Genomic DNA, 25481 nt, shown 5'->3' with positions numbered 1-25481 from the left:
CGCACGTTTTCCGGGACGCGCCCGTCCGGACGGACACGTCCCACCCGTGCGGCACGAAGACCTCCGGCACCCGGACCTCACCGCGCGTCCCACATCAGGACTCCCTCGCTCTTGCAACCCGTTCGCATTAAGCCACTATCATCGAACGGTGCACGTACCCGACGGATTCATCAACGCCCCGACCTCCGCCGTGACCGGAGTCGTCGCCGCGGGCGCCATCGCCGTGAGCCTGCGAGGAGCGCGCCGCGAACTCGACGAGCGCACGGCGCCGCTGGCCGGCCTGGTGGCCGCCTTCATCTTCGCCGTACAGATGCTCAACTTCCCCGTCGCGGCCGGAACAAGCGGCCATCTGCTCGGCGGCGCCCTCGCGGCGATACTCGTGGGCCCCTTCACCGGAGTCCTGTGCGTGTCGGTCGTCCTGCTGATGCAGGGCATCCTCTTCGCCGACGGCGGCCTGACCGCCCTCGGCGTGAACATCACCGACATGGCGCTCGTGACGACCGTGGTGGCCTACGCCGTCTTCCGCGGGCTGCTGAGGATCCTGCCGCGCGGCCGCCGTTCCGTCACCGTCGCCTCCTTCGCCGCCGCGCTGCTGTCCGTGCCGGCGGCGGCCCTCGCCTTCACGCTGGTGTACGCGGTCGGCGGCACCACCGAGGTCGCGATCGGCAAGGTGGTCACCGCGATGGTCGGCGTGCACGTGCTGATCGGCGTCGGCGAGGCCGCGATCACCGCGCTGACGGTCGGCGCGGTCATCGCCGTACGGCCGGATCTCGTGTACGGGGCGCGCGGGCTGGGGCAGCGGCTCCGGCTGCGGGTGCACGGCGAGCTCGTGGACGTGCCCGCCGAGGGGGCGCGCCCGGCGCCCGTGGCGGCGCGCGTCTCGCGCCGCACGCTGTGGGCGACCGGCCTGGTCACCTCCCTCGTCCTCGCCGGCTTCGTCAGCTTCTACGCCTCCGCGGACCCGGACGGCCTGGAGAAGGTCGCCGCCGACAAGGGCATCGACCGCAAGACGGAGGAGCACGCCGCCGCGGACTCCCCGCTCGCCGACTACGGCGTCGAGGACGTCGACGACTCCCGGCTGTCCGGCGGGCTCGCGGGCGTCATCGGCGTCGGCGTGACCGTCGTCGCGGGCAGCACCGTGTTCTGGGCGGTGCGCCGCCGACGCGGCGCCGACGCCTCCCCGACCGCCGTCGAGAACGTCTGACATGGGCGCCGGGCACGCCCACCGGCTCTACCGGCACGGGCACTCGCCGGTGCACGCCCTGCCGCCGCACACCAAGCTCGCCGCCGTGTTCGCGTTCGTCGTGGTCGTGGTGTCGACGCCCCGGGAGGCGATGTGGGCGTTCGGCCTGTACGCCGTCCTGCTCGGCGTCGTCGCGTTCCGGGCGCGCGTCCCGGCCGGCTTCCTGCTGAAGCGGCTGCTGATCGAGGTGCCGTTCGTCGCGTTCGCCGTGCTGATGCCGTTCGTGGCCGAGGGCGAGCGGGTGGACGTCCTCGGGCTGTCCCTCAGCGTCGACGGACTGTGGGGCGCCTGGAACGTGCTCGCCAAGGGCACCCTCGGCGTGGCCGCCTCGGTCCTGCTGGCCTCCACCACCGAACTGCGCGAACTCCTCCTCGGCCTCCAGCGCCTGAGGCTGCCGCCGCTGCTCGTGCAGATCGCCTCCTTCATGATCCGCTACGGCGACGTCATCACGGACGAGATGCGCCGCATGCGGATCGCGCGGGAGTCACGCGGGTTCGAGGCGAGCGGCGTGCGGCACTGGGGCGTCCTCGCGAAGTCCGCGGGCGCCCTGTTCATCCGCTCCTACGAACGCGGGGAGCGCGTGCACCTGGCCATGGTCAGCCGGGGGTACGCCGGCTCCATGCCGGTGATCGACGAGGTGACCGCCTCGCGCGGGCAGTGGTCGTACGCGCTGACCCTGCCGCTGACCGCCCTCGTCGTCTGCGTGCTGGGATGGACCGTATGACTGCTTCCCTCGAGGTCTCGGGCCTCGCCTTCGCCTACCCCGACGGCCACCAGGCCCTGTTCGGCGTGGACTTCTCGATCGCGCGCGGGGAACGGGTGGCGCTGCTCGGGCCGAACGGCGCCGGCAAGACCACCCTCGTGCTGCACCTCAACGGCATCCTGACCGGCGGCGCCGGCACGGTGACGGTCGCCGGACTGCCCGTCGGCAAGCGGCACATGGCCGAGATCCGGCGCAAGGTCGGCATCGTCTTCCAGGACCCCGACGACCAGCTGTTCATGCCGACCGTGCGGGAGGACGTGGCGTTCGGGCCCGCGGCGGCCGGGCTGAAGGGCGCGGAGCTGGAGGCGCGCGTGGACCGGGCGCTCGAGCGGGTCGGCATGGCCGGCTTCGAGGAACGTCCGCCGCACCACCTGTCCTTCGGGCAGCGCCGCCGGGTCGCCGTCGCGACCGTGCTGGCGATGGAGCCGGAGATCCTCGTCCTGGACGAGCCGTCCTCCAACCTCGACCCCGCCTCCCGCCGCGAACTCGCCGACATCCTGCGCTCCCTCGACGTCACGGTCCTGATGGTCACGCACGACCTGCCGTACGCCCTGGAGCTGTGCCCGCGCTCCCTGATCCTCAGCGAGGGCGTGATCGCGGCGGACGGGCGCACGGGCGAACTGCTCGCCGACGACGCGCTGATGCGGGCGCACCGCCTGGAGCTGCCGTTCGGGTTCGACCCGCGCTCCGTGACAATGGGGGCGTGACGAATGCGCGCGTGACCCGCCAGGACCGTGACGTCGAGGGCTCGCTGTCGCTGGACGAGCAGCTGTGCTTCGCGCTCTACGCGGCCCAGCGGGCGGTGACGGCCGCCTACCGGCCGCTGCTCGACGACCTCGGCCTCACCTACCCGCAGTACCTGGTGCTGCTGGTGCTGTGGGAGCGCGGCGAGACCACGGTCAAGGAGCTGGCGGCGGCCCTGCGGCTCGACTACGGCACGGTGTCGCCGCTGCTGAAGCGGCTGGAGGCGGCCGGGCTCGTGCGCCGGGAGCGCTCGGCGCGCGACGAGCGCTCGGTGCTCGTCGCCTGCACCGGGCGCGGGGAGGAACTGCGGGAGCGCGCGGAGCGGGTGCCCGGCGCGCTGCTCGCGGCGACCGGGCTCGACGCGGCGGAGGCCGTGCGGTTGCGCGGGGAGCTGCGAGGGCTCGCGGAGAAGGCGCACGGGGCGGCGGAGCGGGGCCGCTGAGCCCGCGCGGCGAGACCGCCGAGCCGTTCACGTGCGCTGGAACCGCCGAGCCCGCCGAGCCCGCCGAACCGCGCACCGAGCCCGGCGAGCCCGTTCGCCGAGCCCGCCGAGCCGCGTACCGAGACCGGTGAGACCGCCGTGGTTCCGGCGGGAGGCCGCCGGGCTCCCGGGGCGAGGCCTCTTACCCGCGGTCACCGCCCCCTCGGCCGAGTCCTCCCCCACCGGCAGGTACCTTGTGCACGATGTAATTGGGCACAGCTCCGGGGAGGTCCCGCAGTGATCGAAGGCACCGCTGTCGACGCCGTCGGCACCGTCGACGCGGTCCGTACCGCCGACGCGGTCGACACCCGTCCGACGAAGATCATGTACGTCGCGGAGGCGACCGCCCACGGTGGCCGGGACGGCTACGTGACCAGCCAGGACGGCCGGATCGACCTGAAGGTGGCCATGCCGCCGGAACTGGGCGGCGACGGCAACGGCACCAACCCCGAACAGCTCTTCGCGGCCGGGTACAGCTCCTGCTTCCACAACGCGCTGATCCTGGTCGGCAACCGGGCGGGATACGACCTCACCGGCTCCACCGTCGCCGCGAAGGTCGGCATCGGCCCCAACCGGACCCTCGGCTACGGCCTCGCGGTCGCCCTCAGCGTCTCGCTGCCCGTGCTCGACGCGGGCCTCGCCGCCGAGCTGGTGGACGCGGCGCACCAGGTGTGCCCGTACTCGAACGCGACCCGCGGCAACATCGACGTAACGATTCTGCTGGGCTGACCGGGCGCCGGAATCGCGGGCCGCGCGAGGGCGTTGTCCCCTCGGTCGTCAGTGAGCCGAGAGGACGTACGGACGTGGATGTGCACGGCACGGTGACCGCCGGCTTCGAGCCGGTCCGGGAGGCGTTCGCCCGCAACTTCGACACGCTCGGGGAGCGGGGCGCGGCCGTCGCCGTCTACCGGGACGGGCGCCGGGTCGTGGACCTGTGGGGCGGCAGCCGCGACGTCGACGGCGGGGCGCCCTGGGAGCGGGGCACCGCGCAGATCGTGCGCTCGGCGACGAAGGGGGTCGCCGCCGCCGTCCTGCTGATGCTGTGGCAGCGCGGGGAGCTGGACCTGGACGCGCCGGTGGGCGCGTACTGGCCGGAGTACAAGGCGGCCGGCAAGGACCGGACCCTCGTGCGGGACGTGCTCGCGCACCGCGCCGGGGTGCCCGTGCTGGACCGGCCGCTGACGCCCGCCGAGGCCCTCGACCCCGATCTCGGCGCCGCGGCGGTCGCCGCGCAGGCACCGGCGTGGGAGCCGGGGACGGACCACGGCTACCACGCGCAGACCTACAGCTGGCTGACCGGCGAGCTGGTGCGACGGGTCACCGGGCGCACGATCGGCGCCTGGATCGCCGAGGAGATCGCCGCACCGGCCGGGGCCGAGCTGTGGCTCGGTCTGCCGGAGCGCGAGCGGGCGCGCGTGGGACGCGTGGGGCAGACCGAGGCGCCCGCGCAGGCGGGTGCGCTGCGCACGCGCCCCAAGCGCGCGGTCGCCGACGCCTATGCCGACCCCGGCTCGCTCACCCGCCGCGCCTTCGCCGCCATCACCCCGCTGCCCGACGAGAACGACCCCGCCTACCGGGCGGCGTCCCTGCCCGCCTCCAACGGCATCGCCACGGCGGACGGCCTGGCCCGCTTCTACGCGTCGCTGATCGGCGTGGCCGAGGGCGGCCGCCGCCTGCTCACCCCGGAGACGGCGGCCGCGGCGCGCGGTGAGCGGTCGGCCGGGGCGGACCAAGTGCTCGTCGTGCACACCCGCTTCGGCCTGGGCTACATGCTGCACGGCGCCGCGTCGCCGCTGCTGTCCCCCGCCTCCTTCGGCCACCCCGGCCGCGGCGGCCCCCTCGGCTTCGCCGACCCGGAGTCGGGCATCGCCTTCGGTTACGTCACCAACGGCTTCCGGTCGAGCGTGACGGCGGACCCGCGGGCGCAGGCACTCGTACGGGCCGTGCGGGCGGCCACCGCCACCGCCTGACCGGACCCCTCCCGTACGCGCTCACACGTGGATGGGGTGCGAGGTCCTCCCCGACGCTCCGTCGATCTCCCCGTGGGCCTTCGTGAGCAGTTGCATGGCGATCTCGTTCAGCGCACGGGCGCCGGCGATCTCCTCGCCGACCCGCGGCTGGTTGGGGTCGACCCGGTGGCGGCTGGCCTGCCCGTGGGCCCGCACCTCGGACCCGTCGGGCAACCTGACCAGTGCCACCGCCCGCGTGTGCTGGTCGTCCTCCTCGAACTCCAGCTCGACGTGCCATCCGACTGTGGTGTGCATCATGACGATCACCTCCGGAACACCTGCTTCCAGGGTGCTCCACGAAGCGCCGGGGCGCACCCAGTCGGCCCGAGGGCGGACCGGGTGCGCGCGGGTCCCGGTCTCCCCCGGGGCTCGTCCGGCGGATCAGGCCGAAGGAGAGCGGCGGCGCCTCGGGGCCCGGGTGGGCGGGGGCCGGTGCGTCCGGCCGCAGGGCGGAGGAGGGCGTCGACGCGATGGGGGCGCCCCCGCGCGGGCGCGGTCGGGCGTGGGGCGTCCGCGGCCGACGACGCCGCCGCCGGGGGCACCCCTCCGGGGAGGGCGTGCCGGGTCCCGCGTCTCCGGCGTGATCCGCCGGGCAGACCCTAGGAGACCCTGGTGATGTCCGGCAGGCGCCACGTCTTGTCGAACCACGGTTCCAGGGGGCCGTAGAGCCGGAACATCGTGAACCAGCCCTTGCCGGGCAGGGTCTGGATCCAGTTGCCGGCGCCGTCGGGCGGTCCGGGCCCGAAACGGACGTCGACGGAGCCGTCCTCGTTCGTGACGAGGGCCTGGTCCTGGCTGGTCACCGACGGCCACTCCTGGCCGGTCTGCAGCATGGACCGGGTCTGGGTGTCGTAGACGATCACCGACCAGAAGGTGGCGGCCGGCACCTCGGGCGGGACGTGGAGCCGGTAGGCCCCTCCGCCGTCGAACGGCGAGCCGGTGGCGTCGACGAAGGCGAAGGCGTACTGCGAGCCGGCGCCGACCATCTTCTGTTCCCACGCCGGACTCGTCGAACCGCCCCAGAAGTAGAGCTGGGCGGCGGAGTCGAGCAGTGCCGCTCCGTCCTCCTCGAACCGGTAGCCGCCGAGGAAGCCCGTGCGCCAGGCGCTGCCGGGCCAGTAGTAGGCCTCGGGCTGGCGGAACCGGTAGGTCAGGGCGCGTGCGGTGGCGTCGCCCACCGCCGCCGCCTCGGTCAGGACGGCCCGCATCCGGTCGTCCGGGGCGAAGGCCCTGCCGTTCCGGATGCCGAGGGAGGCGAAGATCCCCAGGGTGAGCGGGTCGGCCGACGCGGGCGGCTCCGACTGCACGACCTGGTCGAGCAGCTCCCAGAACCGGTGGTCGGCGGGCGGGACGGCGACGGCCGGTTCGGGCGAGGCGTTCACGAACCGCATCGGCGGCCGGTCGTCGGCCTGCGAGAGCGCGTAGATGCGGGTGTTCGCCTTGATCACCTCGACCGCGGGGTGCGGGTCGCCGTGCTCGTCGCGGAAACCCCGGTATCCCAGGAAGTTGCCGTAGGTGGGCGGCCGCACCACCACGTGACCGTCGGGGACGTCGCCGTCGTACCCGGGCGGCAGGAACAGGTAGCTGCCCCCTCGCCGCGGTCGGGCCCGGTCAGACCGACGTCGACGACCCACCGGCACCAGTGGTCGTCGACCCCGCCGTACACGCCGGGCGGGACCTCGACCACCAGCGGCCCGTCCCGGAGGTCGAGCCACGCGTAGCAGTAGGAGGTGCTCGTGTTGTAGACGAGCCCGATGAAGCGCGGGTGGACCAGGTCCTCCCAGATCGCCATCGTGGAGTTCGCCGGGCCCCAACGCGCCAGCGCCGTGCGCATCACCGCCATGTCCACCGGGGCCAGCCCCAGCAGGTACGCCTCGACGGCGCGTTGGAAGTCGAGGTTGTCGAACAGCGTCCGGACCGTCGCGTCGTCCGGGAAGCCGTCGGAGAACCTCAGCGTCCCCAGCCGGGTCCGCAGTTCGTCGGGACACTCGATGCCGGGCGGGACGGGGGTCCTGGTCGCGTGCGTCGTCATGGTGGTTCACCTCATCGGCCGTGCCGTCGGCTCTGATGACACCAGTCTCCGAGAGCCGGTCCCCGCGCGCATCCGTGGCGTCCCCGGCATCCCCGGCATCCCCGGCCGTCGCGACGACGCCTGTTCCCGGTTGCCGGTTGCCGGTTGCCTGTTCCCGGTTGCCGGTTGCCGGCCGGGAGCATGACGGGTCCGCCGCCGTCCTCACCCCGTGTGCAGCATCAGGCCGATGCCCACCACCAGGAGGGCCGCGGCGGCGATGCGGGGGGCGCCGAAGCGTTCTTTGAAGAAAACGGCGCCGATCACCGCTCCGACGATGATCGACGACTCGCGCAGGGCGGAGACCGGAGCCAGTTCGGCGCGTGTCTGGGCCCACAGGACGAGGGCGTACGCGGCGACGGAGAGAGCGGCGCCGAGGAGGCCGAGGACGGCGTGGGGGCGGAGGAGGGCCAGGGCTCCGCCGCGTCGGTGGACGGCGGAGTACAGGGGCAGGGCCGTGCCCTGGACGGCCATCAGCCAGGCGATGTAGCCGAGGGGGGAACCGGACGCGCGGACGCCGAGGCCGTCGACGACCGTGTACGCGGCGATGGTCAGGCCGGTCGCCAGCGCCGCGCCGATCGCCGCCCACTCGGGGCGCCGTCCACGCAGCCCCCACAGGGCGACACCGGTGAGGCCCGCGCAGGACACGGCGATCCCGGCGGCGGCCCAGCGGTCGGGCACCTCGTGCGCGAACACGGCGGCCAGGACGGTCACGACGAGGGGCGCCGAACCACGCGCGATCGGGTACGCCTGCCCGAAGTCCCCCAGCCGGAACGAGCGCATCAACAGCGCGTAGTAGGCGATGTGGATCACGGCCGAGACCAGCAGGTACGGCCACGCCGCCGCCGCGGGGAACGCCGCGAACGGCACCGCCGCGAGGCCGATGAGCAGCCCGCCGCCCGAGATGAGGGTGAAGCCGGTGAGCTTGTCGGGGATCCGGTGGGCGATCGCGTTCCAGCCGGCGTGGGTGACCGCGGCGAGCAGGACCGCCGAGGCGACCAGTGGCGTCACGCGGTGCGCTCGCGCACGTCCGCGCCGATGGCGTCGGCGTCGGCGTCGGCGTCGGCGTCGGGATCGGCATCGGCATCGGCATCGGCATCGGCGTGCTCGACGAGTGCCGCGGGGAACACGGTGTGCGGGGCCCCGGCCGCGGAGAAGCCGACGGACCTGGCGGTCCCGGTGGCCCCACCGGTCCCGGTGGCCGTGGGGTTTCCGGGTTCGTCGGCGTCAGTGGCGGCTGTCGTCGTCATGCACCGCACGGTAGCGGCGCGGGGAACGGGCGGGCGAACACATCGACCACCGCACCCGGCGCATGTCAGGGCGGCGCGCCCGCCCCCGGAAGAAGGGGACGGGCGCGCCGCCGGTGAGGGTGTGTCAGCGACGGTCGCCGCGGTCGTGACGGTCGCCGCCGTGGTGGCGGTCGTAGCGGTCGCCGCCGTGGTGACGGTCGCCACCGCGGTAGCGGTCGTCGCGGTCGTGACGGCCGCCCCAGGACTCGGCGTCGACGAAGCGGTTGCGGTCGTTGCGCAGGGTGGCCGTGTCGGAGCGGTTGTCCCACATCTCGCGGCGGCGGTCCTGGAACAGGTCGCTGCGGGTGTCGCGGCCCTCGCCGGTGTGGATCCTGACGGTGGCGCGGGGGGCCAGGCGGTAGTGGTCGAAGGTGTAGGTGCGGCCGTCCCGGTTCGACAGGCGCCATCCGTCCAGGTTGACCGCGTGGCGGGTGGTGTTGGTGAGCTCGACCCACTCCCTGTTCAGGGAACGGTTGGAGCGGTCGTCACGGCCGCCCGGCGCGTCGTACTGGACGGCGCTGATCTCCACGCGCGGCCGGTCCCTGTGGTCGGCGGCGGACGCCGGCAGCGCCACGGCACCGACCACGGCGGCGGCCGCGAGGCCGGCGGCGGCGAGACTGCGGGCGGAAACAACGGAAGCAGACACAAGGTCTCCTAGTTTTGTGCGAGTTGCGACCACATCGGCCGCAGAACCCACACTTGACCACCACACGTCCCGCAAGGGGACGATTGACGCCTCACGTTACGAATCATCCATATTTCGGTGACAGTAACCTTCTCCGTCCATCTACGCCCTGAAGGCACGGGACCGTTGCCGGAGCTGGCCCGCGGGCCCCTCCGGCCATCGGGTATCACCCGAAAGTGGGTCACAACGGGTCGGGCGAACAAAAGGCCGGTGAGGGCTCCCCGTCCTCACGGGGCCCTCACCGGCCTCTCTTCAGGTCGTGGGGTGGAGGGGCCGGAATCCGGTACGGACCCCGGGGCAGGGGTGACCGACCCGGCGGGGAGGCAGGGGTGATCGGCCCGACGACGTGAGCGGTGGCGTCAGGAAGGGCCGACCGCGAGGACGGTCGGGAGATGGCGACCGCGGAAACGGCCGGGAAGGGCGGACCGCGGAAACGGTCAGGAGGTGGCGGGGATGCCGAGGGCGGGGAGGACCACGGCGTCGATGTACGAGGTGAGGAAGGCCTGCGTCGGCGGCTGGTCGTCGAGCAGGGCACGGGTGGCGAAGCCGCCGACCATCATGTGCAGCAGGAACTCCAGCGCGGGACAGTCCGCACGGACCTCGCCGCGGTCGACGGCCCGCTGGATCACTTGGTGGAACCCGGACAGCTCGGGTTCGACGAGCTGCGCCCGGAACGCCCGGCGCAGGTCGGCGTTGTTGTGCATCGCCATGGCGACGCCCCGCATGAGCGCGGAGTTCTGCTCGATGGTGCAGTCGTCGTCGAGCCGGATCAGCGCGTGCAGATCGCCCCGGAGCGAGCCGGTGTCGATCCCCTCGCCGTGGTCCGGCTTGGTGTGCTTGATGGCCCTCACGACCAGGTCGGCCTTGCCGCCCCACTGGCGGTAGAGCGTGGCCTTGCTGGACCGGGTGCGGGCGGCGACGGCGTCCATGGTCAGGGCGTCGTAGCCGACCTCTCGGAGCAGGTCGAGCACGGCCGCGTACAGCTCGGCCTCGCGCTCGGGCGTGATGCGACTGCGACGCGCCGTTGCGACCTCAGTCATGCCCCTCACCTTCCGATCCCGGCACGGACCCATCCCGTACACCAAGAAGATACCCTGCCCCTTTTCGAAACGAAACGGTTTCGTACGTGTTCTGGCTCACGCCTGCCGGGAACCCATGAGTTGCCCGGCCCCCGGTGCCGGAAAAGCATGGAACGTGACCTATTTGCGCCTGCCGCACCTCAGCGGCGACCAGTTGTGCTTCGTGGCCGAGGACGACCTCTGGCTGGCCCCGCTCGACGGACCCGGCCGCGCCTGGCGGCTCACCGCCGACCGCACCAAGGCCGGCCACCCCCGCTTCTCGCCGGACGGCGGCCAGGTCGCCTACACGAGCTGGCGCAGCCTCGCGCCCGAGATCCACCTGGTCCCGGTGGACGGCGGTCCCGGACGGCGGCTGACGTACTGGGGCAGCCCCGACACCCGCGTCTGCGGCTGGACGCCGGACGGCGAGATCCTCGCCGTCGGCTCCCACGGCGAACCCTTCTCCTACTTCACCTGGGCCTACAAGGTCTCCCCCGACGGCTCCCCCGGCCGCAAACTCCCCTGGGGCCCGGTCTCCGACCTCCAGAGCGCCGACCTCGACGGCGAACGCCGCACCCTGCTCCTCACCGGCACCCCGCCGCACGAGCCGGCCTCCTGGAAGCGGTACCGGGGCGGTGCCACGGGCCGGCTCTGGCTGCACGGGCGGCGGCTGCTCGCCGGTCTGGGGGGCCACCTCGCCGACCCCATGCTCGTCGGCGGCCGGGTCGCCTTCCTCTCCGACCACGAGGGCGTCGGCAACCTCTACTCCTGCGCCCACGACGGCTCCGACCTGCGCCGGCACACCGACCACGACGCCTTCTACGCCCGCAACGCCGCCTGCGACGGCACCCGCGTGGTCTACCAGTGCGCCGGGGACCTCTGGATCGTCGACGACCTGTCCCCCGGCTCCGAGCCGCGCCGGATCGACGTCCGGCTCGGCGGGCCGCGGACCGGACGGCGGCGCTACCCGATCCCGGCCGCACAGCACGTGGACGGGATCTCGGTCGACGAGACCGGGCGGGCGAGCGCGGTCGCCGTGCGCGGCAGCCTGTACTGGCTGACCCACCGCGACGGGCCCGCGCGGACCATCACCGACCCGCCCGGCGCACGGGTCCGGCTCCCCGAGATGCTCGGCCCGGGCGGGCAGGTCGCCTACGTGACGGACGCGGAGGGCGAGGACGCCGTCGAGATCGCCCACCTGCCGCGCGCGAGCGGCGACCGCGCGCCGCGGCGACTGGCCTCCGGCGGCCTCGGCCGGGTGCTGGAGATGGTCGCCGACCCGGCGGGCGAGCGGCTGGCGATCGCCTCGCACGACGGCCGCCTGCTGCTGGTGACGACGTCCGACGACGAGGCGCCGGCGGCGGGCGGGACGGGGGGTCCGTCGGGGGGAGGGGAGGTCTGGAAGACGGAAGAGGCCGGAGAAACCAGAGGACCGGAGGGGGCCGGGGAGGCCGGGGAGGCCGGGAAGGCGGACGGCTCCGGCGGATCGACCGGCCCCGGCGGCTCCGAAGAGCCGGGCGGCCCCGGCGGCCCCGGCGGCCCCGAAGACAAGGTCGTCGAGTTGGTCCGGTCGGTCAACGGGCCCGTGCGCGACCTCGCGTTCTCCCCCGACGGGGCCTGGCTGACCTGGTCGCACCCGGGGATCGGGCGGTCGCTGCGGCAGATCAGGATGGCCCGGCTCCCGGCACCCGGCCGCGGCGACGCGCTGGTCGTCGACGTGACGAACGGACGCTTCGAGGACGAGAACCCGGTCTTCACGCGCGACGGCCGCTATCTCGCCTTCCTCTCCTGGCGCGGCTTCGACCCGGTGTACGACGTCCACACCGGCGACCTGTCCTTCCCGCTCGGCTGCCGCCCCTACCTGGTGCCGCTGAACTCCGCGACCCCGTCCCCCTTCGCCCTCACCCCGGAGGGGCGGCCGGCCGCCGGCGGGCTCGACCCGGCCGAGGACGAGGGCGGCGACGGCACGGTGGGCGTCGAGGTCGAGGGGCTGGCGAGCCGGGTGACACCGTTCCCGGTGCCCGCCTCCAAGTACTCGGCGCTGTTCCCGGTCGCGGGCGGTGGTCTGGTCTGGCTGCGCTGGCCGATCTCCGGGGCGCTCGGCGAGACCTTCGCCAACCCCGACGACACCAGCGGCCGTCCGACGCTGGAGCACTTCCACCTCGGCAAGGCGAAGAAGTCCGAACTCGTCGAGCACCTGGACTGGTTCGCGGTCAGCGGCGACGGCAGCCGGCTGGTCGTCGTCGACGAGGGCGAGCTGCGCGCGGTGCCGGCCACCGAGTCCGGCGACCTCGACTCCACGGTCTGGATCGACCTGCGCCGCATCCTCCACGAGGTCGACCCGGGCGCCGAGTGGCGGCAGTCGTACGCGGAGGCGGGCCGCCTCATCCGCGCCTACTTCTGGGACCCGGGGATGTGCGGCATCGACTGGGACGCGATCCTCGACCAGTACCGGCCCCTGGTCGAACGGGTCGCCTCCCCGGACGAGTTCGCCGACCTGCTGCGGGAGGTCCTCGGCGAACTCGGCACCTCCCACGCCTACGTCACCGCCGCCCGCCGCAACGAGGGCCCCGCCCACTACCAGCGCCGGCAAGGGCTCCTCGGCGCCAACCTCGTCTGCCGGGAGGGGCGTTGGACGGTCAAGCGGATCCTGCCCGGTGACTCCTCCGACTCCAGGGCGCGTTCGCCGCTGGCCGGGACCGGCATCCGCGAGGGCGCGGTGCTCACCCATGTCGACGGGCGGCCGGTGGACCCGGTCGCCGGCCCCTTCCCGCTGCTGGCGGGAGCGGGCGGTACGACGGTGGAGCTGACGTTCACCCCCGCCGAGGGCGAGGGGGGACGGACCCGGCGGGTCGCCGTCGTCCCCCTCGTCGACGAGCGGCCGCTGCGCTACCAGGACTGGGTCGCCAAACGGCGCGAGGTGGTACGGGAGTTGAGCGGCGGACGGTGCGGCTATCTGCACATCCCCGACATGGGCGGCTCCGGCTGGGCCCAGTTCAACCGCGACCTGCGGAGGGAGGTGTCCCGGCCCGCGCTGATCGTGGACGTCCGCGGCAACGCGGGCGGGCACATCAGCGAACTCGTGGTGGAGAAGCTGACCCGCACCATCCTCGGCTGGGACCTCACCCGCGACGCCCAGCCCGTGTCGTACGCCACCGACGCGCCCCGCGGCCCCGTGGTCGCCCTCGCCGACGAGGCGACCTCCTCCGACGGCGACATGATCACGGCCGCGTTCAAGCTGCTGGGACTCGGGCCGGTGGTGGGGCAGCGGACGTGGGGCGGGGTCGTCGGCATGACGGGGCGGCACCGGCTCGGCGACGGGTCGGTCATCACCGTGCCGATGAACGCGGCCTGGTTCGACGCGTACGGGTGGTCCGTGGAGAACCGCGGGGTCGCCCCCGACCTGGAGGCGCTGCGGACCCCGCTGGACTGGGCGGAGGGGCGGTACGCACAGCTCGACGACGCGGTGTCGCTGGCGCTGACCCTGCTGGAGACGAACCCGCCGGCGTCCCCGCCGAGCCTCGCCGACGTCCCCGACCGGTCCCGCCCCCGGCTGCCTCCGCGGGGGCGTTGAGGGTGCGTCGTCGGGCGCGGCCGGGTGCCGGAGCCGCATGCCGGTACAGCCCCGCGCCCCTCAAGTGGGCTGCACTGCAGCTCGCTCGGGGGCGCGGGGAACTGCGCGACCGGCCCCCACCGGCCCGCACCCGACGACGCGCCCCCGGTGGACGGCAAACGCGGGGTGCCCCCCTTGACGGAGGGCACCCCTGTGCGCTCGAGCCCAGCGGCAGCGTTACCGCATCGCCTCGGGGTCGAAGTCCGCGTCGTAGCGGTCCTCCTCGTCCCGGACCGTGCGCTGCGGGTCCTGCCCGCGCCCGTGCTCACGCCCGTGCTCGCGCTCACCACGCTGCCGGCCGCGCTCCGTGGCCCGTTCCTTCGTCTCGTCCATCTTCTGCTTGGCCTTGTCCTGCCACTGCTCGGCCTGGTCCTGGAACTTGTCCTTCATACCCATGTGGGTTCACTCCCGGATGAGGGTGAGGGGGATGGCCCTCGGTGGGGCCTCGACCAGATTCACACGGCGGGACATTCCGCGCATTTCGATCAACTACGCTGCGTAGCACGGGCCTGTTCGTCGGCCGCGCCGCCCGCTCCGACCAGGCCCGTCCGCATGCCCCGCAGCCGGGGCTCGAACCGCCGCATCTCCCGCTGCCCGACCGTCCCGATGATCCCCGGCAGATATCCGCGGATCCCCTGCATCCCGCGCAGCCACCACTGCCCGTAGACGTGGGAGGACCGCCGCTCGATCCCGGCGACGATCCGGTCCACGGCCGGTCCGAGCGGGTACGTCTTGTTCGACGGCCAGGGCAGCCGCTGCCTCAACTCCCTCATCACGTCCTCCTGGTCGGCGCCGCGCACCATGTCGGTGTCGGTCCAGGACAGGTAACCGACGCCCACCCGCACGCCCTTGTGGCCGACCTCGGCGCGCAGGCTGTGCGCGTACGCCTCCACGCCCGACTTGGAGGCGCAGTACGCCGTCATCATCGGGGCAGGGGTGATCGCCGCGAGGGAGGCGATCTGCAGGAGGTAGCCGCGGCTCTCCGTCAGCACCGGCAGGAAGGCGCGGGCGGTGACCGCCGAGCCGATGAGGTTGACCTCGATGACCCGGCGCCAGGCCTCCGGGTCGGAGTCGGCGAACGGCCCGCCGGTGGCCACGCCCGCGTTGGCGACCACGATGTCCACCTTGCCGAAGCGCTCCTTCACCTCCCGGGCGACCCGGGCCATCGCCACGTGGTCGGTGACGTCGGCGTGCCAGTGGTCGGCGTCGCCGTGCAGCCGCTGCGCGACCGCCTTGAGTTCGTCGGGCTCCAGACCGACGAGCGCGACGCTCGCCCCGCGCGCGGAGAGCTTGCGCGCGAGCAGCTCGCCGACGCCCCGTGCGGCGCCGGTGACGACCGCGACCTGTCCTTCGAGGCTCATCTTGCTCATGCGCCCTCCTTCGTGGCCGTGTGGGTGGTGACGAGGTCCCGGATCGCGCCGGTGACCAGCTCCGGCGCCTCCACCGGTGTCATGTGGCCGAGGCCGGGAAGCACCGTCAGGCCGGCGCAGACCGGCAGCGCCTCGGCGAGCCGGCGGGCGTGCACCGGCGGGGTCATCCGGTCCGCCGACCCGACGATCACCGCCGCCGGTACCCGCAACTCCCGTACGGCGTGGTCGAGGTCGAGCAGGTCGAGGACGTTCGACCAGGCGTGCCGGACCCGGCGCGGGCAGGCGTGCACGATCCGCGCGCAGGCCTCCACCATGTGCGGGGCCGAACCGGGGCCCATCGTGGCGTACTTGAGGATCCGGCGGGCGAGCGGCGTGACCGGGCCGAGCGGGGCGCGCGAGCCGAGGACGTGCCCGGTCAGCCAGGTCCGCAGCCGGCCGGGCCGCAGCGGTACGACGGTGGACTCGGCGACCAGCCGCGAACTGCCCGTGCTGCACAGCAGGACGGCCGCCGCGTGCTCGCGGAACGCGGGCCGGCCGGAGGCGGCCATGATGGTCATGCCGCCCATGGAGTGCCCGGCGACCACGGCCTTCTCTCCCGGGGCGAGGGTCGCGCCGAGCACGGCCTCGAGGTCGTCGGCGAGCATGTCCACGCTGCACACCGGGCTCGCCGGGGAACGGCCGTGACCGCGCTGGTCGTAGGCGATCACCCGGTGGTCGGCGGACAGGGCGCGGATCTGCGCCGCCCAGAACGCGGTCGAGCAGGTCCAGCCGTGCGCGAGGACGACCGCCGGGGCGGAGTCCGGGCCGTGCACCTCGACGTGCAGTTCCGTGCCGTCGGCGGAGCGCGCGGCCAGGACCCGGGCCGGGGCGGGCGGGGCGTAGGGGCCGAGGGCCGTGGAGGCTGCGGGGGCTGCGGGGGCCGTCACGCGGTCACCTCCGGGCGCTCGCCGCGGTCCGCGTCCCCGCCGGCCGGGGCGGCCGCCGCCTCCGGGGCGGCCGGGGCGCGCAGGATCTCGTACTCGGCGAGGTCCACCCGGCGGGTCGCGCGGCGGAACTCGCCCGTGGTGCCCGGCCAGATGGTGGTGTTGCGGCCGTTGGCGTCGAGGTACCAGCTCGTGCAGCCGCCGGTGTTCCACACCGTGCGCGTCATGCGGTCCTGCACCCGCCGGTTCCAGGCGTGCACGGCGCTCGGGCGGGCGTCGAGGGCGACCCGGCCGCCCAGGACGTCGAGCTGGCGGAGGTAGTCCGCCAGGTAGTTCAGCTGGGACTCGATCATGAGGATCATGGAGGAGTTCCCGAGGCCGGTGTTGGGGCCGATGATCGTCATCCAGTTGGGGAACCCGGCCGCGCTGGCGCCGCGCAGGGCCTCCATGCCGCCCTTCCAGCTCTCCGCGAGGGTCCGCCCGTCGGCGCCGACGACCCGCTCGGCGATCGGCATGTCCGTGACGCGGAAACCGGTGCCGAAGACGATCGCGTCCACCTCGGCCTCGCTGCCGTCGGCGGCGACGAGGGTGTTCCCGCGGATCTCGCGCAGCCCGCTCGCCACCACGTCCACGTTGGGACGGGTGAGGGCCGGGTAGTACTCGCTGGACAGCAGGATCCGCTTGCAGCCGATGCGGTAGTCCGGGGTGAGCTTGGCGCGCAGGGCCGGGTCTTCGACCGCGCGGGCCATGTTCCGCCGGGCGAGCCGCTCGACGAAGCCGAGCTGGTCCGGGTGCTTGGTGAAGGCCTGCACCTGGAGTTCGCGGATGCCCCACAGGAGCCCGCGGCGGGCCTGCGTGGTGAACGGCAGCCGCCGGTGCAGCCGGCGTTCGATGCCGCTGATCGCCCGGTCGACGCGGGGCATCACCCACGGCGGGGTGCGCTGGAAGAGGGTGAGGCGGCCGACCTTCGGCTGGATGGCGGGCACGATCTGGACGGCCGAGGCGCCCGTGCCGACCATGGCGACGCGCTTGCCGGTGAGGTCGTAGTCGTGGTCCCAGCGGGCGGAGTGGAAGACCTTGCCGGGGAAGGAGTCCAGGCCGGGGATCTCGGGGATCCTCGGGTCGGACAGCGGCCCGGTCGCGGAGACGACGACGTCGGCCGAGAGCCTTCCCCCGCCGGCGGTCTCGATGTCCCACCGCAGCCGCTCCGGGTCCCACGCCATCCGCTCGACCTCGGCGTCGAAGCGGATGTGGGGGCGCAGCCGGAAGACGTCCGCGACGTGCTCCAGGTAGGCGCGGATGTGTTCCTGGCCGGAGAAGGTGCGCGGCCAGTCGGGATTGGGCGCGAAGGAGAAGGAGTACAGGTGGGACGGCACGTCGCAGGCGCACCCGGGGTAGCTGTTGTCCCGCCAGGTGCCGCCGACACTGCCCGCCCGTTCCAGGACGACGAAGTCGGTGATCCCCTCCCTGCGCAGCCGCACCGCGGCACCCAGTCCGCCGAACCCGGACCCGATCACCGCCACCCGCACATGTTCGTGCTCGGTCATCCCGACGCCTCCCTGCCTCGCGACACTGCGACAACTCCGTGCATCCGCCACTCTGCGACTCCGTGGCTCTGCGACTCTGCGACTCTGCGACTGCGTGACTCCGCCAGTGAACACTGGCGCAATCGGAGCGTAGAGCAGCTCCGTACCGATGGGTAGGGGTCGGAGGAGGCAAGTTACCGGCGGTACGACATAGGCTTCCCGGGTGACGGACAAGCGGGAGTACAGGACGGAGGAGCTGGCCGGGGAGGCCGGCATCACGGTGCGCACCCTGCGCTTCTACCGCGAACGCAAACTGCTCCCGCCACCCCGGCGCGAGGGCCGCATCGCCTGGTACGACGACCACCACCTGGCCCGCCTGCGCACCATCGCGGCCCTGCTGGAACGCGGCCACACCCTGACCGGCATCGCCGAACTCGCCGACGCCCTCGACCACGGCCGCGACGTCGCCGACCTGATCGGCGTCGGCGGCCCCAGCGAGGAGGAACCGGTCCGCCTCACCCCCGAGGAACTCGCCGCCCGTTTCGAGGGCCAGGTCACCCCGGAGAACCTCGCCACCGCCCTCGACCTCGGCTACCTGGGCACCGACGGCGACGAGATCGTCCACATCAGCCGCCGGCTGCTGGACGTCTCCGCCGCCCTGGTCCGCGAGGGCATCCCCCTCGCGGAGGTCCTCGCCGCCGGCGCCCGCGTCCGCGTCCACGCAGACGCCCTCGCGGAACTCTTCGCCGACCTGATCCTCCGCCACGCGGACGAACGGTCCCTGCCCCGCCTGCGCCCGCTGGCGCGCAGCGTGGTCGAGGCGGAGCTCTCGCTGGCGCTGGACCGGCGGCTGCGGCGGGCGGACGGGCCGTGAGCCGCCGTCCGCACGCTCACGCGAGCCGCCGTCCGCGCACTCAGAGGTCGTAGACCACCGTCACCGGCGCGTGGTCCGACCAGCGCTCGCCGTGCGTGGCCGCCCGCTCCACCAGGCCCTTCACGGCCCTTCCCGCGAGACCGGGGGTCGCCACCTGAAGGTCGATCCGCCATCCCGCGTCGGTGTCGAAGGCCCGCCCCCGGTACGACCACCAGGTGTACGGGCCCGTCACGTCCGGGTGCAGGGCGCGGACCACGTCCACGTAGCCGCCGTCCGCCGGGTCGAGGACGCGGGTCAGCCAGTCGCGCTCCTCCGGGAGGAAGCCGGAGGACTTCTGGTTGGCGCGCCAGTTCTTCAGGTCCGCCTGCCGGTGGGCGATGTTCCAGTCGCCGCAGACCAGGACCTCGCGGCCGTCGGCGGCGGCGCGTTCGCGCAGGTCCTTGAGGTAGGGCAGGAACTCGTCCAGGAAGCGGACCTTCTCGTCCTGGCGGTCGGTGCCGACCTCACCGGACGGGAGGTAGAGGGAGGCGACCGTCACACCCGGCAGGTCGGCCTCGACGTAGCGGCCCGACGCGTCGAACTCGGTGGAGCCGAAGCCGACGCGGACGGCGTCCGGTTCGCGGCGGGTGCAGAGGGAGACGCCCGCGCGGCCCTTGGCGGCGGCGGGCGCGTGGGTGACGTGCCAGCCCTCGGGGGCGCGGACCGCCTCCGGCAGCTGCTGCGGTTCGGCGCGCACCTCCTGGAGGCACAGCACGTCGGCGGGGGTGTCGGCGAGCCACTCCACGAAACCCTTCTTCGCGGCGGCCCGCAGCCCATTCACGTTCACGGAGGTCACGGTCAGCACCCCGGCACGATACCGGCACACTGGACGAGGTCCGTTTCCCCGCCCACCGACTACTGATGCATGGATGTACCTTGAGCAGCATGAATATACGCCGTGTCGCTTTCGACCACCCGGACGCCGTCAAGCTCAACGACGAGGTCCAGGCCGAGTACCACGAGCGCTACGGCGACGGCGGTGACGCCACGGTCCTGGCACCCGCCGACTTCGACCCGCCGCGCGGCGTGTACCTCATCGCCTACGACGAGCTGGACCGTCCGGTCGCCACGGGCGGCTGGCGCAGCCAGGACGAGAACGGCGAGGGCAACCGGGACGGGGACGCCGAGCTGAAGCGGATGTTCGTGGTCAGGCAGGCGCGGGGGCTCGGGCTGGCCCGCCGGATCCTCGCCGAGCTGGAGGAGGACGCCCGCGCGGCCGGCCGGCTGCGCATGGTGCTGGAGACCGGCACCCAGCAGCCGGAGGCCATCGCGCTGTACACCTCCAGCGGCTACGAGCCGTGCGCGAAGTTCGGCTACTACCGCTTCCACGAGGCCAGCCTCTGCTACGCGAAGCCGCTCAGCTCCTGAGGTAGGCCAGGACCGCCAGCACCCGGCGGTGGGTGTCGTCCGCCGGGGGCAGGTCCAGCTTGGTGAGGATGCCGCCGATGTGCTTGCCCACGGCGGCCTCGGAGACCACCAGGGCCCGCGCGATCGCACCGTTCGACCTGCCCTCCGCGACCAGTGCCAGGACCTCCCGTTCGCGCGGGGTGAGCCGGCCCAGCGGGTCGCGGCGGCGGCGCAGCAACTGCCGTACGACCTCGGGGTCGACGACCGTGCCGCCCGAGGCGCAACGGCCCGCCCGCCGCGCCGCCGAGGAGGCGGAGCCATGCGACCCGGCGCTACGACGACACGGGAGCAGGCCCGTCCGGGCAGGACGCGGTGCACGCCTCGCGGCTGCCCGGTCCGGTTCCGCCAGGTGACGGTACCGAGGTCCGCCGACCGATGGACTGCGGAGCAGGGCTGACTCACCCGCTTCCGCCCCGTCGGCCGACATCCGACGCGGCGAACAGCCCCTCGCCTCCGAACTCGAAGGGCATGCGCATGAGCACTCCCCTGTACACGTCATCCGGCTTGAAATCACGGAAGTTGCGTGTCACGAGGACATCGACGCCGACGAAACACGCCGACGCCAGATGAATCGCGTCAGCGCCTTTGATCTTCGGACGCTCGGCGGTGATGTCGTTCGCCAGCAGACCGACGCGCCGGGTCACTTCCACGAGGATGACGTAGGGCTCCTGCAGCAACGCACGGATGCGGAGCCGGTGGTCGCTGACACTGGTTCCGCGGGCCTCCGCGAAGGTGAGCGTCGAGGTGTGGAGCCGCACGTGCCCGGCCTTCGCAGCCCGCAGCATGCTTTCGGCCTCACGTGCGCTTCCCGTCCCCTGGGCCCAGTCGATGAAGCAGTTGCTGTCCAGGTACACGGACTCAGGGCGGTCACTTCTCCCCACGTAGTGCCTCCACGTAGTCCACCGCGTCCCGGCCACCCGTCATGTCCGGCCAGAAGCCGGCTCGCAGGTCCTCGTCCGACAGCAGCGGCTCCGTGGGCAGAAGCTCGATCTCGGCCGCCCGCATCCGGACGCTCTGCCCCTGCGCGTTCTCCGTGATCTCGCCCGTCACCTCCACGCGGTCACGCCGCCAGGCCCTCCGGAGCTCGGGGTCGAGGTCGTCACCGAAGTACACCGGGATCACCTCTCCGCCGACTTCGGTACGCAGCAAGGCCCGGGGACGATGGTGCTGCTTGTCCTCCTCCAGTCCACTCAGCCGTCCACGCCGGGAGCCGAACGTACGGAAGCGGGCCTTCGTGGCGGCATCCAGGTGCAGGGCGGCCCGTTGCGTGACCTCTGCCGAACGAAGCGCCACGCCGTCCGCTCTGACCTCGACGGACATTCCCACGTCCGGGGACGCTCCCAGGGACCGGGCGACGCGCCGCCCGAGGTTCGCCGCACGGAAGGTCCAGCCGGTGGGGATCCGCGCACTGGACTCGGCCTCGTGCAGCCCCGACACCGCGGTACGGACCACACGCTCCACCACGTCGTAGGTGGAGTGCTCGGCGATGCGCAGAGGTTCGAGAACACAGGCGACGCTGCCGAGCCGAAGCTCGTGGAAGGCCCAGCGGGTGCCTTCTCCGCCCGGCCGCGCCGTCTCCGTGACCTCGAGTTCGCGCAGGAGGGACAGCATGGTCTGCAGGGTCCGTAGGGAGTCCTGGGCGTCCATGCCCGCGTGTGGTCCCCGTAGCTTCAGCGCGAGCTCGATCCTCATGCCGCACCTCCTCGCGTCGGCGATGCCGTAAAGCGCCTGAGCCGTCACGGTACGCGAAGCCTGCCACCGTGCCGGTCCCCTTCTCCCGAAGCTGTCACCCGGAAGAAGCGCTGACGGGAAGCACGGACATCGGCCGGGGCACCGGTCTCCGATGCCTGGTCCGTCGGTCCGTCGGAGACCGGGAGCGCCGGCGGGGCGGGGTGGGTGGCGCATTCCGGGCACAGGGTCTCCTCGTCGGTCGGCCGGAAGAGCCGCGTCTGGATGTGACGGCCCTCGCACTCCCGGGTGCCGGTCAGGCGGTCGGAGAGGCGGGGGCCGGTGGGCGGTGCGGGTGGTGCGGACGGGAGTGCGTCCGCGGTACTCACCGGGGGCGTGGGGACGGGCGCGGGGGGAACCTCGCGGAGCAGGTGGCGCAACAGACCGCCGGGGCGGCGGACGGCGGTGTCGTCGTCGGGGAGGCCGCGGAGGATGTACGCGCGAATGGCGGTGGGCGGGTGGCCGGCCTCCAGCCAGCGGGCCGTGAGGTCCGTCAGCTCGGCGTCCATGGCGCGGGGGATGCCGCGCAGGGCCGGATCGAGGTCACGGTAGCCGGAGGCGAGGGCGTGGGCCTCTCCGAGGAACCGCTCCGTCCCGGCCACCGGTCGGGCCGGTGGGGCGGGCTCGGCCGCCACCGGAGCCGTCCGCTCGGGGGGTTCGGGGGGTCGGTGGGAGGTGTCCCTACGGGTGTCCGCGTCTGGATGACCGTCGGAGAGCGGGGCAGTCGGCTCACCGACCGCCGGATGGCGGCGACTCGGCGCGACCTGCGGCGATACGCGCTCGCCGATGATGTCCCCACCGGGTCCCACGGGCGTGCGGGCGAGGAGTTTGGCGGCCTCGGCCGAGTTCAGCGGCACGTTGGAGACGAGCTGTTGGGTGACCCAGTGACCGCCTGGACCCTGGACGCGGCGCTCGTGGACGAAGCCTTCGTCTTTCAGCTGGCGCTTGGCGCGGGTGAAGGCGGTTGCTCTGATACGGGCGCGTTCGGCGGTGCGCGAGAGCGAGTCGCGTGCTCCCTCCGGGAGGGAGAGCTGCCAGGTCAGGAGTCGAACGGCGTCCGACGACAGCCGGGGGTGCCGGATGAGGTCGTGGGAGAACTGGGTGAAGGCGCGCGGGGGCGCGATATGGTGCCGGTAAATCACGGTGGAGGTCCTGTCCACTGGTGGTTCAGGCCCTCGCGGACGGTTGCAGCCGTCGCGGGGGCCGTATTCGCGCTGACGGTATCGCACGGAAAGTGCGCGCACGGACGCGTTGCGTGAAGAAAGGTTTCGCGAGCGCACACACTCAGACGAATGTGATTCGTCTGTTCGGAAGCCCGTTGAGCGGGGCGACTCCTCACCTCGACCGCGGGTCGTTCGAGGAACGCCAGGACCGCCAGGACCCGCCGGTTGGCGTCTTCGGGGACCGGCAGGTCGAGTTTGGCGAAGATGTTCGAGGTGTGTTTGACGACCGACCGCTCGGTGATCACCAGGGACTGGGTGATCAAGGCGTTGGAGCGGCCCTCGGCCATCAGCGCCAGCACCTCCCGCTCGCGCGGGGTGAGGCGGACGAGGGAGCCGGTGGGGCCGTTGCCGTCCTTGGCGAACAGCTTGGCGACGACGTCGGGGTCCATGGCGGTACCGTCGGCGGCGGCCCGGCGGACGGACTCCACGAACTGGTCGGGGCCGAAGACGCGGTCCTTGAGGAGGCAGCCGATGCCGCCGCTGCCGTCGGCGAGCGGCTCACGCGCGTAGAGCCGCTCGACGTACGGGGAGAGGACGAGCGCCGGCAGGCCCGGGATGCCCGACCCGAGCGCTCGCAGCGCTCTCTGACGGTCAGTCACCTTGACGAACCGGCACCGGCTGTCGCCGCCGTCGCCGCTGATGCCGCCCCACGGCACGGGCATCAGGAGGCCGAGGACGCCGAACGCGGTCAGGGTGAGCGGCAGCAGGGCCAGGACGATCCCGACCACCGGGCCGACCGGCATCCGGGCGAGGTCCCGCCGGGTCGCCGGGTCGGTGGGGATCCACCGGGTGCGGGTCCCGGCCGACGCGGTGACAGGGACAGCGGCAGGGGCTTCGTGTCACACCGGCACATGACAGGAGGCCCGTTCCTGATATCAGGAACGGGCCTCCATGATGCGTGGACCTGTGGGGATTTGAACCCCAGACCCCCTCGATGCGAACGAGGTGCGCTACCGGACTGCGCCACAGGCCCTTGCAACGAGTGAAACTCTAGCATCCCCGTCGGGGTGCTTGGAAATCCGTTCCCCGGGCCTCCGACCACCGCGTATCCGGCGTCGTCCGCGCGTCGCCGGACACCCGTCGCCGCTCACTCGTTGGCGGCCCGCGGCCGCTCGCCGTCCTCGTACTGGTCGAACAGCGGCGTGCGGCCCCGCTCGCGCGAGCGCCGGGCCGACGCGGCGCGGCGCGCGTCGCTGCGCTCGCCGTCCTCCGCCGGTCCCGCGTCCCCGTCCGGCACGTCCTCGGCGCCGTCCGCGGCGTCCCGGTCGGGCGTCTCGCCGGCCGCCTCGTGCTCGGGCGCTACGGCGCTGGACCGGGCCGAGCTCCAGGTGTCCGGCGCCCCGAGGTCCACGTCGGAGGTGGCCCGCGGCGCGACCGGCGCGGTCACGTACGTCGGCAGCGGCACCGGTACGGGGTCCCAGCTGTCTCCGTGGTCCGGCCGCCGCTGGCGTTCGCGCTGCTGGTCGACCCACTCGGCGTGGTCGGTCTGCTCGACGAGCGCCCTGCGGTCCGCGGCGAGCGCCACCAGGCCCGGGTCGGTCCCGGCCTCGGGACCCGCGTGCGGCTCCTCTGCGCCGGCGTCGAGACCGGGGTCGGCGGAGGCGTGCGCGGCCGGGGCGGACGCCCGTCGGCGCGGCTGCCGCTCACGCAGCCGCTGGGCGGCGGCCTCGGCCTGCCTGCGGTCCATCTGGTAGGCGAACCGGCGGCGCTCCTGGGAGCGCAGGTGGGCGATGTATCCGCTGAGCAGGACGGCGGGCACGCCGGGCGCCCACAGGAACGTCAGTCCGCCGACGGCGGCGACGATCGCGCCGAGGGTGAAGGCGAGGAAGAGGACGACGGTGGTGCGCCTGCGGCGCGCGAGGACCTTCGAGCGCTGGGCGCGCGCGGCGGCCGCCTGCGCCTGCGCGGATCCGGCGGCGGGGGCCGCCGGCGCGGAGGGCGCGCGCCGTGTCCCGGGCACGCGCGGATGCGCCGGCGCGGTGCCGGATTCCTGCGCGGGCCCGGCGGCCTGCTCGCGGACCGACTCCGAGCGGGCCGACTCCGAGCGGGCCGACTCGTGCTCCTGGACCGTCGCCGTCGCCCGGGGGCGGTCCGGAGGCACGGCGAAGGCCCGGACGTCCACCGATTCGGTGGGGACGTCCGGTGCGTCGGCGTCGAACTCCCCCTCGTCGGCGGAGCGCGCCCGCAGGTCCTTGGCGTACCGGCGCTCCATGCCCGCCCGTCCGGACAGAAGCCGGATGGCGGTGCTGAAGCGCTCGGTCGGACGGGCCTCGTTCAGCTCGTCCTGCCTACGGAGCCACATCGGCACCAAGTAGGCGGCCCAGGCCCCGACGATGACTGCGTAGATCAGGCCGCTGCTGCTCACCCCTCACACGGTAGAGGGGTTTACGTGAGGCCATCCGCCAATTGCGCCGGTGTGTCGCACGATCTGGCTGATA

General features: G+C 73.5%; 24 protein-coding genes, 1 tRNA gene and 3 pseudogenes. 9 read left to right on the top strand and 19 right to left on the bottom strand.

Annotation, left to right across the window (positions count from 1 at the left end):
- The first annotated feature begins 148 nt into the window (after window positions 1-148).
- The 6 genes from ACF09K_RS15275 to ACF09K_RS15250 all read left to right on the top strand — a co-directional run bounded on the left by ACF09K_RS15275 (window position 149) and on the right by ACF09K_RS15250 (window position 5201).
- Entirely contained in the window at window positions 149-1204 is a 1056-nt protein-coding gene (locus ACF09K_RS15275) for an energy-coupling factor ABC transporter permease (protein ID WP_392243703.1), read from the top strand.
- 1 nt (window position 1205) lies between these two features.
- Window positions 1206-1967 (top strand): cobalt ECF transporter T component CbiQ, encoded by a 762-nt coding sequence (gene cbiQ / locus ACF09K_RS15270; protein ID WP_392243701.1) that lies wholly within the window; start codon window positions 1206-1208, stop codon window positions 1965-1967.
- Window positions 1964-2713: an energy-coupling factor ABC transporter ATP-binding protein gene (locus ACF09K_RS15265; RefSeq protein WP_392243699.1), complete on the top strand. Its 750-nt coding sequence runs from the start codon at window positions 1964-1966 to the stop codon at window positions 2711-2713. Before cbiQ ends, ACF09K_RS15265 begins: the two co-directional genes overlap by 4 nt.
- Window positions 2710-3192 carry a MarR family winged helix-turn-helix transcriptional regulator gene (locus ACF09K_RS15260; RefSeq protein WP_392243697.1) on the top strand — a complete coding sequence of 161 codons (483 nt, stop codon included), beginning with the start codon at window positions 2710-2712 and terminating at the stop codon, window positions 3190-3192. Before ACF09K_RS15265 ends, ACF09K_RS15260 begins: the two co-directional genes overlap by 4 nt.
- A 363-nt stretch (window positions 3193-3555) precedes the next feature.
- On the top strand, window positions 3556-3960 hold the full coding sequence (locus ACF09K_RS15255) for an organic hydroperoxide resistance protein (RefSeq protein WP_392243945.1): 405 nt from the start codon (window positions 3556-3558) through the stop codon (window positions 3958-3960).
- A 74-nt stretch (window positions 3961-4034) separates the two neighbouring features.
- Window positions 4035-5201, top strand: coding sequence for a serine hydrolase domain-containing protein (locus tag ACF09K_RS15250; RefSeq protein ID WP_392243695.1), 1167 nt, complete (start codon window positions 4035-4037; stop codon window positions 5199-5201).
- A gap of 21 nt (window positions 5202-5222) precedes the next feature.
- On the opposite strand, the gene ACF09K_RS15245 is transcribed toward ACF09K_RS15250, so the two are convergent.
- The 7 genes and pseudogenes from ACF09K_RS15245 to ACF09K_RS15215 all read right to left on the bottom strand — a co-directional run bounded on the left by ACF09K_RS15245 (window position 5223) and on the right by ACF09K_RS15215 (window position 10322).
- A complete protein-coding gene (locus ACF09K_RS15245; protein WP_392243693.1) occupies window positions 5223-5498 on the bottom strand; it encodes a DUF1876 domain-containing protein in 276 nt (91 codons plus the stop codon).
- A 341-nt stretch (window positions 5499-5839) separates the two neighbouring features.
- Window positions 5840-6226: a DUF1214 domain-containing protein gene (locus ACF09K_RS15240; RefSeq protein ID WP_392243943.1), complete on the bottom strand. Its 387-nt coding sequence runs from the start codon at window positions 6224-6226 to the stop codon at window positions 5840-5842.
- A gap of 495 nt (window positions 6227-6721) precedes the next feature.
- Window positions 6722-7032: pseudogene (locus tag ACF09K_RS15235) on the bottom strand (DUF1254 domain-containing protein); the annotation flags it as partial.
- Window positions 7033-7473: 441 nt separating this feature from the next.
- Complete coding sequence (locus ACF09K_RS15230; RefSeq protein WP_392243691.1) at window positions 7474-8319, bottom strand: EamA family transporter; 846 nt, start codon at window positions 8317-8319, stop codon at window positions 7474-7476.
- Window positions 8316-8558 (bottom strand): hypothetical protein, encoded by a 243-nt coding sequence (locus ACF09K_RS15225; RefSeq protein WP_392243690.1) that lies wholly within the window; start codon window positions 8556-8558, stop codon window positions 8316-8318. Before ACF09K_RS15225 ends, ACF09K_RS15230 begins: the two co-directional genes overlap by 4 nt.
- A gap of 124 nt (window positions 8559-8682) precedes the next feature.
- Entirely contained in the window at window positions 8683-9243 is a 561-nt protein-coding gene (locus tag ACF09K_RS15220; RefSeq protein ID WP_392243688.1) for a lamin tail domain-containing protein, read from the bottom strand.
- 476 nt (window positions 9244-9719) lie between these two features.
- Complete coding sequence (locus ACF09K_RS15215) at window positions 9720-10322, bottom strand: TetR/AcrR family transcriptional regulator (protein ID WP_392243687.1); 603 nt, start codon at window positions 10320-10322, stop codon at window positions 9720-9722.
- 154 nt (window positions 10323-10476) lie between these two features.
- Between ACF09K_RS15215 and ACF09K_RS15210 the strand changes: the two genes are divergently transcribed.
- Window positions 10477-13914 (top strand): S41 family peptidase, encoded by a 3438-nt coding sequence (locus ACF09K_RS15210; RefSeq protein ID WP_392243685.1) that lies wholly within the window; start codon window positions 10477-10479, stop codon window positions 13912-13914.
- Between the two features lie 216 nt (window positions 13915-14130).
- Here the strand turns inward: ACF09K_RS15210 and ACF09K_RS15205 are convergent, their stop codons facing one another.
- From ACF09K_RS15205 to ACF09K_RS15190, 4 genes are all read right to left on the bottom strand, one after another.
- Complete coding sequence (locus ACF09K_RS15205; RefSeq protein ID WP_392243684.1) at window positions 14131-14349, bottom strand: hypothetical protein; 219 nt, start codon at window positions 14347-14349, stop codon at window positions 14131-14133.
- An 89-nt stretch (window positions 14350-14438) separates the two neighbouring features.
- On the bottom strand, window positions 14439-15323 hold the full coding sequence (locus ACF09K_RS15200; RefSeq protein WP_392243683.1) for an SDR family oxidoreductase: 885 nt from the start codon (window positions 15321-15323) through the stop codon (window positions 14439-14441).
- Window positions 15320-16249 carry an alpha/beta fold hydrolase gene (locus ACF09K_RS15195; protein ID WP_392243681.1) on the bottom strand — a complete coding sequence of 310 codons (930 nt, stop codon included), beginning with the start codon at window positions 16247-16249 and terminating at the stop codon, window positions 15320-15322. The genes ACF09K_RS15200 and ACF09K_RS15195 overlap by 4 nt, the downstream gene beginning before the upstream one ends.
- Window positions 16246-17793, bottom strand: coding sequence for a flavin-containing monooxygenase (locus tag ACF09K_RS15190; RefSeq protein WP_392243680.1), 1548 nt, complete (start codon window positions 17791-17793; stop codon window positions 16246-16248). Before ACF09K_RS15190 ends, ACF09K_RS15195 begins: the two co-directional genes overlap by 4 nt.
- Before the next feature lie 202 nt (window positions 17794-17995).
- Between ACF09K_RS15190 and ACF09K_RS15185 the strand changes: the two genes are divergently transcribed.
- Window positions 17996-18646, top strand: a complete 651-nt coding sequence (locus ACF09K_RS15185) for a MerR family transcriptional regulator (protein WP_392243679.1) — start codon at window positions 17996-17998, stop codon at window positions 18644-18646.
- Window positions 18647-18686: 40 nt separating this feature from the next.
- On the opposite strand, the gene ACF09K_RS15180 is transcribed toward ACF09K_RS15185, so the two are convergent.
- Window positions 18687-19490, bottom strand: a complete 804-nt coding sequence (locus tag ACF09K_RS15180; protein ID WP_392243678.1) for an exodeoxyribonuclease III — start codon at window positions 19488-19490, stop codon at window positions 18687-18689.
- A gap of 80 nt (window positions 19491-19570) precedes the next feature.
- Between ACF09K_RS15180 and ACF09K_RS15175 the strand changes: the two genes are divergently transcribed.
- Complete coding sequence (locus ACF09K_RS15175) at window positions 19571-20053, top strand: GNAT family N-acetyltransferase (RefSeq protein ID WP_392243676.1); 483 nt, start codon at window positions 19571-19573, stop codon at window positions 20051-20053.
- On the opposite strand, the pseudogene ACF09K_RS15170 reads toward ACF09K_RS15175, so the two are convergent.
- The 7 genes and pseudogenes from ACF09K_RS15170 to glpR form a co-directional block, all read right to left on the bottom strand.
- Window positions 20043-20315: pseudogene (locus ACF09K_RS15170) on the bottom strand (response regulator transcription factor); the annotation flags it as partial. The gene ACF09K_RS15175 and the pseudogene ACF09K_RS15170 sit on opposite strands and share 11 nt — an antisense overlap.
- 175 nt (window positions 20316-20490) lie before the next feature.
- Entirely contained in the window at window positions 20491-20946 is a 456-nt protein-coding gene (locus ACF09K_RS15165; protein WP_392243675.1) for a type II toxin-antitoxin system VapC family toxin, read from the bottom strand.
- Between the two features lie 13 nt (window positions 20947-20959).
- The gene (locus tag ACF09K_RS15160; protein ID WP_392243674.1) at window positions 20960-21784 is read right to left on the bottom strand and encodes a hypothetical protein; all 825 of its coding nucleotides are present in this window, start codon (window positions 21782-21784) and stop codon (window positions 20960-20962) included.
- A 44-nt stretch (window positions 21785-21828) separates the two neighbouring features.
- A complete protein-coding gene (locus tag ACF09K_RS15155; protein WP_392243672.1) occupies window positions 21829-22962 on the bottom strand; it encodes a hypothetical protein in 1134 nt (377 codons plus the stop codon).
- Between the two features lie 209 nt (window positions 22963-23171).
- Window positions 23172-23597, bottom strand: a pseudogene (locus tag ACF09K_RS15150) (LuxR C-terminal-related transcriptional regulator); the annotation flags it as partial.
- Between the two features lie 345 nt (window positions 23598-23942).
- A tRNA-Ala gene (locus ACF09K_RS15145) sits at window positions 23943-24016 on the bottom strand.
- 114 nt (window positions 24017-24130) lie between these two features.
- Window positions 24131-25408 carry a gephyrin-like molybdotransferase receptor GlpR gene (gene glpR / locus ACF09K_RS15140; RefSeq protein WP_392243670.1) on the bottom strand — a complete coding sequence of 426 codons (1278 nt, stop codon included), beginning with the start codon at window positions 25406-25408 and terminating at the stop codon, window positions 24131-24133.
- Between the last annotated feature and the right edge of the window lie 73 nt (window positions 25409-25481).

Origin of the sequence: Streptomyces sp. NPDC014882, from assembly GCF_043081325.1 — a bacterium.
Classification (GTDB): Bacteria; Actinomycetota; Actinomycetes; order Streptomycetales; family Streptomycetaceae; genus Streptomyces.
This window is presented reverse-complemented; position numbering and strand designations above follow the sequence as displayed.

Coding starts and splice junctions, on each gene's coding strand:
- cbiQ (WP_392243701.1), top strand. CDS start 1,206: ATGGGCGCCGGGCACGCCCACCGGCTCTACCGGCACGGGCACTCGCCG.
- ACF09K_RS15265 (WP_392243699.1), top strand. CDS start 1,964: ATGACTGCTTCCCTCGAGGTCTCGGGCCTCGCCTTCGCCTACCCCGAC.
- ACF09K_RS15255 (WP_392243945.1), top strand. CDS start 3,556: ATGTACGTCGCGGAGGCGACCGCCCACGGTGGCCGGGACGGCTACGTG.
- ACF09K_RS15245 (WP_392243693.1), bottom strand. CDS start 5,498: ATGATGCACACCACAGTCGGATGGCACGTCGAGCTGGAGTTCGAGGAG.
- ACF09K_RS15240 (WP_392243943.1), bottom strand. CDS start 6,226: ATGGTCGGCGCCGGCTCGCAGTACGCCTTCGCCTTCGTCGACGCCACC.
- ACF09K_RS15225 (WP_392243690.1), bottom strand. CDS start 8,558: ATGACGACGACAGCCGCCACTGACGCCGACGAACCCGGAAACCCCACG.
- ACF09K_RS15215 (WP_392243687.1), bottom strand. CDS start 10,322: ATGACTGAGGTCGCAACGGCGCGTCGCAGTCGCATCACGCCCGAGCGC.
- ACF09K_RS15205 (WP_392243684.1), bottom strand. CDS start 14,349: ATGGGTATGAAGGACAAGTTCCAGGACCAGGCCGAGCAGTGGCAGGAC.
- ACF09K_RS15200 (WP_392243683.1), bottom strand. CDS start 15,323: ATGAGCAAGATGAGCCTCGAAGGACAGGTCGCGGTCGTCACCGGCGCC.
- ACF09K_RS15190 (WP_392243680.1), bottom strand. CDS start 17,793: ATGACCGAGCACGAACATGTGCGGGTGGCGGTGATCGGGTCCGGGTTC.
- ACF09K_RS15175 (WP_392243676.1), top strand. CDS start 19,571: ATGAATATACGCCGTGTCGCTTTCGACCACCCGGACGCCGTCAAGCTC.
- ACF09K_RS15160 (WP_392243674.1), bottom strand. CDS start 21,784: ATGAGGATCGAGCTCGCGCTGAAGCTACGGGGACCACACGCGGGCATG.